The 10977-nt window shown below is 62.4% G+C and carries 3 protein-coding genes; all 3 read right to left on the bottom strand.

Annotated features, from left to right (window positions below):
* Positions 1–9: 9 nt before the first annotated feature.
* Positions 10–8553, bottom strand: coding sequence for a choice-of-anchor Z repeating domain-containing protein (locus LDO26_RS01200; protein WP_232129244.1), 8544 nt, complete (start codon positions 8551–8553; stop codon positions 10–12).
* 1097 nt (positions 8554–9650) lie between these two features.
* Complete coding sequence (locus LDO26_RS01195) at positions 9651–9905, bottom strand: hypothetical protein (protein ID WP_232129243.1); 255 nt, start codon at positions 9903–9905, stop codon at positions 9651–9653.
* Positions 9902–10921, bottom strand: a complete 1020-nt coding sequence (locus tag LDO26_RS01190) for a PRTRC system protein D (protein ID WP_232129242.1) — start codon at positions 10919–10921, stop codon at positions 9902–9904. The genes LDO26_RS01195 and LDO26_RS01190 overlap by 4 nt, the downstream gene beginning before the upstream one ends.
* Positions 10922–10977 lie beyond the last annotated feature (56 nt).

Genomic DNA, 10977 nt, shown 5'->3' with positions numbered 1-10977 from the left:
GCCACTGTCCTATTGGCCAACCGTGGCCGAACGCGTACCGATTCCCGGTATGCGTTGGAAGGCCAGAATCTCGGGCGGGTTCGGCATTGGACGCGTAGCGCCAAAGGCTGCAACGTCGGAGCGGACTAGCTTTGCCGAGAGGATGGAGAACGGTGCGCCGGGCCGTCGCTTCACGATGATGTCGCGACCCGTTCCGAGTTCGTGTCCGTTTCCATCGCCAAGAGCACGCACCTCATCACTGGCGCGCATGATCGACGCCTCACCCCCTGGCTGGTCGTCATCTACGGTCACTTTCGGCGAGACGCCATCGGCGATCCCCGGTGCCGTTGCACGCACCCGATAAGTCCCTTCAGAGGTCGCGGGACCGACGTACATCCAGTCGACCCAATTTTGTCCGGCCGGAATCACAAACTGCGTAATGTCCTCGCCCGAAGAATTGTAGAACTGCTGCACGATGCCCGGTGGCGACGCGTCGACGATCGACAGATCGAAAGTGAGATCGTTCACTGGCGTTGCATCCCACGGATCAACTGCGTCGGGCACCATCAGGTTGACCGAGAAGCCGTTCCAACCGCCGTTGGTACCGCGGTACTCGTCCAGGCCATAGAACTCAACGACTGCAGCCACCACATTCACGTTGACAGACAACGCCGGGGCCTGATGCCCGTCAGCCGACGCCGTGATCGTGACGGGAACGCCATCGGTGAAGTCCATACCGGTCAACTGAAACGACACCGCGCTGTCTTGCGCGGGAATCTCGACCGTCGCGGGCACCGACACCTTCGTGGGATCGCTGCTGGCCAGCGTTACCGTCAGAGGCTCATCGAAATCGAACTCCTGCCCGATCGCCACCCGCTCGACGTAGAGCGAGTACTGACCATTGGTCATGCCTTTGCCCACTACCTCGTTCGTCTGGCCGAAACGCAGCAGCCGCCTGGACGGCCCGACATTGACCGGACTGGAGGTGAAACCTTCGAGTCCCGCGCCCTGCAGCCGCACCCGATAGGTGCCTTCCGCTGCGGGCGTCCCGACGAACACTACGTCGCTTGAGTATGCGCCGCGACGGATGACCGTCTGGGTGACGGGTTCAAGCGCTTCTCCATCTGCATAGAACCCCGGCACGATGCCTGCCGGTGACGCGTCGACAACCGAGAGGTCGACCGCGATATCGTTGAACGGGGTACCAGAACCACTGTTCGAACCAGGCACGTCCAGGTAGACGTAGAAATCGTCTGGCGCGCTGCTCGGGCTACGTTCGTCGTCAAGACTGTCCAACCACAGAACTGGTGGGACGGTTGTGACCTGCAGCTTGGTCGAAGGCGAAGAGTATCCACTCGCGGCCGCGTCGACCGTCACCGGGATGCCGCCGGTGAGACCGACACCAGTCAGTTCGATATAGGTCGACGAACTCCACGCCGGGATCGTCACGGTTTCCGGTACCGACACCTTGCCGGGATCGTCGCTGGTAAGCGTGATCTGGAGCGGTTCCTCGCTGTAAATCCGCTGCCCATTGGCGATCCGTTCCACTTCGACGGCCCAGCGATACGTCAGCCCCTTACCTAGCACTCTGCTGGGCGAGCTGAATCGCAGAGACGGCGCTTCCACGACTACCTGATTGGACAGTATGTCCACTATGCCGGGAATCTGCGCTCGTACGCGATAGGTACCGGCGGATGAAGGCGCAGCCACATAGGCAGTGTCGCTGTATGTCGATCCGGGGCGGATGAGCACCTGTGTGATCTCGTTGCCGGCTGACCAGTTATCGAAGAAGCCCGACACAACTCCCGGCGGCATCGGCTCCGCGATCGACAGATCGACGGTTAGGGCGGACGTTGGATAGTGAGCCCATGGCTCGGAAGAATCCGGCACCGTCAGGTAGACAGAGAAACTGTCGCGGTCGCTGGTCGTGCTACGAGCCAGGTCCAGGCTGCTGAAGTTGGCAGTCGGATTTACGACCGACACCGCCAGCTTGGTCTCAGGTGCCGCATATCCCTGCGCCGAGGCGTCGATGAGCGCCGCCCCTCCATCTGTGAGATCGATTCCGCTCAGCGCGAAATAGCCCACCGTGGACCATGTACCTATGGTCAAACTCGGCTGGACAGAGACCTTGGCCGGATCGGTGCTGGTCAACGTGACCGTCAACGGCGAACCGTCGGTGAACGGCTGTCCATCGATCACTCGTTCCACCTGCAAGAACCAGGTGCTCGAGGTCATCCCCTTGCCAACGACTTCACTCACTCGGTTGAAACGCAACGCCGGGATGCCAACGACGACCTGATCGGATACACCCTGTGCGACGCCCGCGGCAGTCACGCCGACGCGATAGGTGCCCAGGGCCGTGGGTGAACCGACGTAGGCGATCTCGCTGTAGTTCCGGCCGGCAAGAACAGTCGTCCGAGTAATCGCCTCTCCACCCGTCGAAGCGCGATAGAAGCCCGGCACGATTCCGGCCGGTGAAGCATCCACCAAGGACAGGTCGAAGACGAGATCCTGGGCTGCCGCCACGCTGCCGTATGTGCCTGGCACCTCCAGGTCGATCCGGAAATCGTCGCGCGCAAGGCCTACACGGCGCACGGTATCGAGGTAAGTGAAGCGCACCAACGGTGTGACAGACGTGACCGACAGTTTCGTCGCAGGCGACAAGAATCCGTCGGCCGAAGCATCGATGATTACCGAGTTTCCATCGGTCAGCTCGATACCCGTCACCGGGACGGTGACGTTGGCACTGCCAGCGGGAATCGTCACCGTCACCGGCACGGAAACCTTGCCCGGATCGCTGCTGGTCAGCGTCACCGTCAGCGGAACAGCGTCGTAAAGCGGCTGGCCTACTCCCACCTCTCTTTGGACATAGACCGACCAGCGTGTTTCGGTTCCCTTGCCGACGACTTCGTTCGTACGCGTGAATCGCAGCGAGGCGGCGCCGACGGTGACGAGATCCGAACTCGCCGCCGCGACCCCAGGTGCGTTCGCGTGGACGCGGTAGGACCCGGGCGCCGCCGGCGAGTCGGCGTACGCCAATCCGCTGATCCGCTGGCCCGCTGGAACGGTGATCTGCGTTACCTGGTTGCCACCTGTCAACGCGTTGTAGAAGCCGGGCACGATATCCGTCGGCGTTGCCTCGACCGTCGAAAGATCGAAGGACATGTTCGTGGCGGCGGTGACGGATGCAGGGGTGGCCGCGCCAGGAACGTTGAGCTGGATGCGGAAATCGTCGCGCGCTCCTCCCACACTGCGGACCCACTCCACGCCCTGGAACGTCACCTGCGGCGCAACAACGTTCGCGCTGAGCTTGTACTCCGGCGAGGTGAACCCATTGGCGGAAGCGTCGATCTCGACAGGACCGTCCGTGGTCAGATCGACGCCTGTCAAGCTGAACGCGGCACGATAGCTCCAAGCCGGGATCGTTACCGTTGCCGGTACAGAGATCTTGCCAGTGTCGCCACTGCTCAAAGTCACCGTCAGAGGCGTGGCCCCGGACCAGATCTGGCCGTTCACCCTCCGCTCGACGAAGATCGTCGAAGGGCTGCTAATCATTCCTTTGCCCACGACCTCGAACGTCCGGCTGAAGTGCAACGAGGAAACGTGGACTGCAACCTCTTCCGAAACGCCTTCGGCAAGCCCTTGGGCGCTGGCGGCGACGCGATAGCTACCCTGCGCGGTCGGCGACCCGACGTATGCCAAGTTGCTTTCACTGCTTCCCGTGGGAATCGTGACCTGAGAAACCAGGCTGCCGCCGGTCACGGCGTTGTAGAAGCCGGGTACGACTCCTTCCGGAGAAGCGTCGACAACAGACAGATCGAACGTCAGCGGCACCGCCGCAGTCACCCATGGCTGCGCGGCACCCGTGACGCCTATCTGGACACGGAAGTCGTCCCTGCCGCCGCCGATACCGCGCGTTTGCTCCAACCCGCCAAACGTCACCGTGGGCGCAACCACCGTGACGGCCAGGGCTTCGACCGGGGGGGCATACCCTTCCGCCGACGCGATGATTGTCACCGGCACTTCGTTGGTGAAATCCACTCCCGTCAGCTGCACATAGGCCACGGAGTTCCACGCCGCGATCGTCACCGTCTCCGGCACGGAGACCTTGGAGGGATCGCTGCTGGCGAGCGTCACCGTAAGCGGCTGATTGATAAAGATCGGCTGACCATCTACTTCGCGAATGACTTCGATCGCGTATAGGTAGCTACGCAGACCCTTGCCGACCACTTCATTCGTTCTGTTGAAGCGTAGCGACTGGTTCGCAACCGTCACCTGGTCGGAAGTGCCATCGGCCACACCCGATGCATGCGCATGAAGCCTGTACGTACCGACGTCGATCGGCGTGTCCGCATACGCCCAGCCGCTCAACCTCTGACCCGCAGGCACAGTGACTTGAGAGATCGGCTCGCCTCCCGTCAGGACGCTATAGAACCCCGGGACGATGCCAGGAGGCGACGCCTCGATCACCGACAGATCAAAAACCAAACCGGATGCCGCCACGGCGCCTGTGGGACTCACCGCCCCCGGAACGCTGACGGACACGCGGAAATCGTCTCGTGGGCTTTCTGGGGTGCGTGCCACCTCCAATCCATTGAACTCCACGACCGGAGCGATCGTCGTCACGTTCAAGTCGGTAGCGGGCGAGGCGAAACCGTCCGCCGAGGCACTGATCGCCACGCCCTCCCCGTCCGTGAACTCGAGGCCAGTGATCTGCACGATCGCCTGGTAGTTGCCTGTCGGTATCGTCACCGTCTCGGGCACGGACACCTTGTCGGGGTCGCTACTCGTCAGCGTTACTACGAGGGGCTCCGCATTGTAGAGCGGAGCCCCATCGGCAAACCGTTGGATACGGATGGACGAGGAGCTCAGTCCCTTGCCCACGGCTTCGTTCTCATGGGTGAAGCGAAGCAGCTGGCTTCCGACGACAACTTCGTTGGACACACCCTCCGTGATGCCTGGCACGTCCACGCGGATGCGATACGACCCGACCGCCGTTGGAGTACCGACGTAACGGACAGCGCTGTACTGCTGCCCGGCCTGGATGACAGTCTGAGTCGTCAGTTCCCCGCCCGTCAGCGCGTCGAAGAAACCGTGAACCACGTCGACGGGACTGGCATCGGCAATCGAAAGATCGAGCGTCAGAGTCGTGGCGGCAACTGCGTTATTGGGAGCGAGTGCGCCGGGCACGATCAGGCGGACCTGGAAGTCGTCGCGCGTGCTGCCCAGTCCGCGTGTCGCCTCTACGCCGCTGAACTGTACCTGCGGCGAGATGGAGGTTACGCGCAGCAGATTTACCGGAGACGCATGACCTTCCGCTGATGCGGTAATCGCCGCCGGCACACCGTCGGTGTACTCCAGCCCAGTCACTTGGAACGATGCTCGATACTGTCCGGGCTGTATCGTGACCGTCTCGGGCACGGAAACGCTGTCCGCGTCGCTGCTGATCAACGTTACCGTCAATGCCTCTGTGCCGTTCAGGGGCTGCCCGTTGGCCACGCGCTCGACGTAGATCGAGGTCGGGTTGTTGCGCAGCCCCTTGCCCACCACCTCGGTGGTCTGGCTGAAGCGCAGCGCCCGATCCGACACGGTGATTTGGGAAGACGTCACATCCGCGATCCCGGGTACGTTCGCGCGTACCCGGTAAGTGCCCATCGCTGTCGGCGTCTCGATGTAGCGCCTATTGCTGACCCGCTGCCCGCTCGGCACCACGATCTGCGTGGTCGCTTCTCCACCGGTCGCAGCCGTGTAGATCCCCGGCACGATCCCCGCCGGCGACGCGTTGACGATCGCCAAGTCGAAGACCAGTTCGGTCGCGGCAACCGCTTGGGTTGGCACGGAGGCACCGGGCACAGATAGCGCGAGCCGGAAATCGTCCCTGACGCTGTTTGTGCCGCGCGCCAGGTCCAGATCTTCGAACGCTACGGTCGGGGTGACCGTGGTGATCGTCAGCGGGCCGGGCGGTGGGATGTAGCCGTCGGCCGAGGCGGTGATCGTCACCGGATTGCCGCCGGTCAAGTCCACGCCGGTCACAGGCACCTGGATGCTGGACTGGCCAGCCGGAATCGACACCGTCTCCGGCACTGATACCTTGCCGGGGTCGCTGCTGGTGAGGGTCACCGTTACGGCGTCCGCGCCGCCGAACGCGTCGTTGTCCAGCCGCCGCTGGATGTAGATGCTGTTCGCGCCGGTCCTGAGTCCTTTGCCGACCACTTCGCTCGTCGTGCTGAAGTGCAGCGACGCCTGGTTACCGACGGTCACCGGGATGGTAGTCGCCTGTAGGCCCTCGGATTCCAGCATCAGCGTTGTGCTGCCGGAAGCCAGCGCGTTAACGGTCACCCTGACTGCGCCGCTGGAACTCTGGCCTGCGGGAATGGTCACCACCAGCGGTTCCACGGCCACAACGCCCGGATTCGCGGAGGTCAACGTCACCACGACACCGCCTACGGGCGCCGGCTGCGACAAGATCACTTGGTGAGTCACGCTCAACTGTGAAGGCAGCGAGATGTTGCCGACCGCTGGTGAGCCCAACTGGAGTTGGATGGGCGCCACCGTGACCGGCAGGATTGCCTGCTCATCGCCATGCGCCGAGGCCACGATCGTCGTGGAGCCTGCCGAAACACCCGTCAGTTCGAAGCGCGCGCTGGTATCCCCCTGGGTGAGGTGCACGCTCGATGGCACCGTAGCAACACCCGGATCCAAACTCTGCAAGGTCACGGACAGCCCGCCTGCCGGCGCAGGATCGGACAGCGTCAGCTCGATGCCACGCGACATACCAGGTGCAACGACGGCAGCGTCGGGCAGGATGACCGCGCCAGACACCACACGGACCGTCGCCGTCGCGGCGAGGAAATCAGCAGCAGAGGCTGTCAGCATCGCCTCGCCGACTGAGATCGCTGTGACGGTGGCAGTTGCCGAATTTGTGCCGGCTGCGATGAGCAACTCGGTCGTCACTTGGACGGTGGCGGAATCGCTACTGACAAGTTGGACGGTCAACCCATCCGCTCCCGCGACCTCATTGGAGGTTACGGTGATCTCGACAGTACGCCCGACGCCCAGCACCAGATCCACCGGTGCGATCGACAACGCTGGCGCAGACACTACGGTGACCACCGACTGCCCGCTGATCAGGTTGGCATGGCTGGCCGTGATGGTCGCCGTGCCGTCGGCAACCGCCGTCAGCGCGAACTGGGCGAAGCGTTCGCCTTCTGCGATTGACACCGCCGCGGGTACCGTCGCCACCGCCGTATCGCTGGACGCCAGAGCGACGGCAAGCCCGCCGGCGTCCGCCGGATACGGCAACTCGAGCGTGAACGTGTGCGCCAACCCACTAACGACCTGTATCGCCTCAGGCGTAATCACGATCTGAGGCGGCAGCACCGGCAGCGGCACTTCATCGGAGAACAGGAATGTGCCGGGATTCAGCGAATCCGGGGTGCGTATCTGAAACGCAAGTTCGCCGGCCTCGGCCTGTCCCGGCACCGTCGCATTGAGGCGGGATGGACCAACATAGTCGGTCTCCAGTGCCGCGCCATTGAGGAGCGCGATCGATTCTTCCGCGAAGCCGCGGCCGGCTACTTCGATCTGCGCGTCGCCTTGATTAACGAACACACGCGCCGGAGTCAGCGACGTGATGGTCGGCACTGCCCTGGAAATCGTCAACGCACCAGGCGCGAATACATCGCCTGCGTCGGTCATGAGCGCCAGGTCCGTCGTTCCGAGTTCTACCTCCGGCCCAACGGTGACGTTCAAGCTCGCCCGCGTAGCAGACGCCCCCGGCAAGATGTCGACGACGATATCTTCCGCCCCGAATCGAGCCTCTGCCACACCGTCGAGTCGGGTGCCAGTCACCTCGACCGTTGCCGTCTCGCCCTGTTGAAGCACGTTCGGGGTGACGGAGGAGACCGTTGGGGATCGGCCTACCGAGAGCACACCCGACCTTACGACGTAGGGTATCCCGCGAATGCCCCAGTCAATCGATCCTGTGACGTCGCCCGCCGGTACATCGACACCGTTGATTCCGTTTCCCGATGCACGATTGCCCACGCCCGAGGGGGACGCGGCAAGATCGATGCTGATGGCCGGCCCGGCGTTGTCGCGCAAATCCAGGTAGTTGAACGTCGGAGACGTTCCCCTGACCTGGAGGCCACTGCCGTGCTGGAAGACCAGATGCTCAAGATGGACATCGACCGCACCGGCATTGAACGTCCAGGACCCGAAATCTCCCGGGGACGCGGGCTGTCCGATACGCGTGTTATCGGACACAACGCTGATGACGCTATCGGCAGTGCCTATCGCCCTAACGGAACCCGAGTCCACCGCCAGCGATGCGCTTGGCGCCATGAAAATGGTGACGCCGGGCGCGATGTCCAAAGTCGCGCCATTCTCGATGACGAGATGGCCGGATACCAGAAATGGAGACTGATCCGCCGTCCACTGCACGTCCGCCGAAATCGAACCTGAAACAGGTGTCTGTGCCCACGTGGAAGGCAGGAAAGTAGACAGCGCAATCAGGATTGCCCACAGCGAAACCTTCAGCCTGGTCTGCATTGATTCCACGATCCTTGTGCTCATCAAGTTGCTTCCGGTCTCAGTTTTCTGCCTTCAACCAGGCGTGGCGGGCGCCCTGAGCGCCGTTGGAGGCGCTTGGTCGACCGCGCTGGACAGCGCGGGGGTTACAGCTGCAATGGAGCAGTCATTACTCATGGGGACCGCCAGTCGACGAGATGCCGACGTCGGCAGACGCGACTTGGATTCAGGGGACAGCGAAGTCGAAGCACCAGCATCGGAGACCGAACGAACAGCGCTGGAAACCGAGCTACCAACCCTCACGGGCTGCCGTTGAGGCTTGTACGCGACAGTTTCCGCCCGCTGCACAGAGCAGTCCGCACGACGGCTGCTTGCGCTGGCGAGCGCGTGACGTCCGGCGCCTTCAGTCAGCCTTCCGGCTAATAGAGACAAACGTTCCCCACTCCACGACTTATGCGTAGATATCAGCATGCACTTCGGCTTGGTGGGCTCCCCAGCCCGTCCCCCTTGCCAGCCCCCTGTAACTGACGATTGGGGCGAACATAGCAACAGAGAACCTATTCAGCAATAGGCAGAGAGAAAAATTCTTTAGTCGTCTGCATTGCCATTTTCGTCGCTTCGAACGAGGTCCGTGGAAATCGAAAGCGACTGCCTTTGCATATATGAGAATGCGCGCGGATACACCAAACACATCACGCCTGGCAAGATGCAAAACAGCCTCTCGAATCACACTTCTCGAAGGAGAGGTCGCCAGGAGAAGTAATCTAGCCAGAGCAAAAATCTACACGGTTCCCACCGCTCTCATAGGCTCAGGCGCGAGACTTGACACTGAACCCGCGCGATTGGAAAGGCGGTTACCAACATCAAATTTATAATGGAATCAGAAACGCAGACTCAGCATTGCCCATTTTAAGTACATACCGAACAACGCTTGGAATCATCTCGTGAATGGCGCATCTTCTTGTCAGAAATTTCGGAGATTGATGTAGGAAAATCCCTACACTTTGTCGAGGTGGGGTGATCTCGCGATGCCCTATGTGTCGCACTGCGCACTTCAAGATGATGTGTGCGGGCCGCGTGTCATTCTGGGCACCATGAATCCGCATAGATCCTTTTGGAAAGATGTCCGGGATAGGGTCGTTTCACTCGCTCAACGGCGGTTCGAATATCTGATTGGTCAACCGTGCGGGTGGTGGTTCTTCTTCTGGTCCGGTTCCCTTCTCCGGTGCGACCTGACTCTCGAACCCCAGCTGCACAAGCAACCCGTCGTGAGCGAGCGTTCGCAGCCGGTTGATCCGCCGGGTTCCTTTAGGAAAGCGGGCCAGGTCGTCGTACAGCCTCGGGTGCTCTTCCCGCGTCATCTCGAACACCATGCGGATGGACGTCTCGCCGTTCACGACGCACTGCCCTTTCCGGCCGACCTCGATCCGGCGCTGAGCGCAAGATTGACGCCCGCGAGCTGGAAGCCGCGGACATTCGCGTAGAGGGGATCCTTCACCTCGTGGATTCGGTGGCGCGGGAACGCTTGCTTGACCGCCTTCTTGAACAGGAAGGCCCCGCCGCCGACCAGGACGATGTGCTGGAAGGCATAGTCGGCTCCGATCCACTGCATCATCGACGATACGGCCTGCTGGGCCACGGTCTGCGCGATCGGCAGGAGCTTGGAAAGGTCGTGTTGCCGCTGGTAGATCATGAGTCGCCTGCCGCTGCGCAGCGCGTGGTCGATCGCGTCCAGATCGGTGTACGGGGTACCGATCTCGGCACCGATCTCCGTCGCGAGCACCTGCAGCACGTCGAATGTTCCGCGGTTAAGGGAGTGGCTTCGCTTCTCGACCAGCCGCATCCCGCGTGCGACCAACCAGTCGAACGTGCGCGAGCCGGCGTCGAGGATCAGGCTCTGCTCCTGGGCGATGGCGTCGAGCTTGCCGTGCTGGGCAGCGTAATGGACCAGGGCACCCTGCGGCTGGGCCACCACCAATGCCTTGCGAACCAGCACCTCCTGCCCATTGCCGACGTCGTGGCTGCCAGCGGCGAGCTTTTCCACGAACGCCCGCTTGCCGGCCAACGCGGAGACAGGCAAGCCAAGCACCAGAAGATCGATGACGTCTACGCGCATGAGCGCCAGCGCGCCGCGCAACAGCGCAAGGTACTCCGGTGTCTCCGTATAGCGGTCGTGCAGTTGCGTCGCACGGAAGGTATCTGCCGCCAGGCGTACGTCCGGCCCCACCTCGTAATACAGCCCGTCGATCGGGACGGCGACCGTCTTCCGCCTCTCGCCGCCGCCGGTGGGTGCTCTTGCGCTGGGATAGGCCAGCGAAGGAAAGCTGGCGCAACGCACGTCCGTGCCGCTCGCGCTGCTGATGAACTTGGTGTTGCCGAAGCCGATGTCGACTGCTCTCACGATCGGTGCCATCGGCGCCCTCCGGTTGACCCGCTGTCGAGCATTGGAAGCATCAGGCGGACAATCCA

Source organism: Proluteimonas luteida, assembly GCF_021191695.1.
GTDB lineage: Bacteria > Pseudomonadota > Gammaproteobacteria > Xanthomonadales > Xanthomonadaceae > Luteimonas > Luteimonas luteida.
This window is presented reverse-complemented; position numbering and strand designations above follow the sequence as displayed.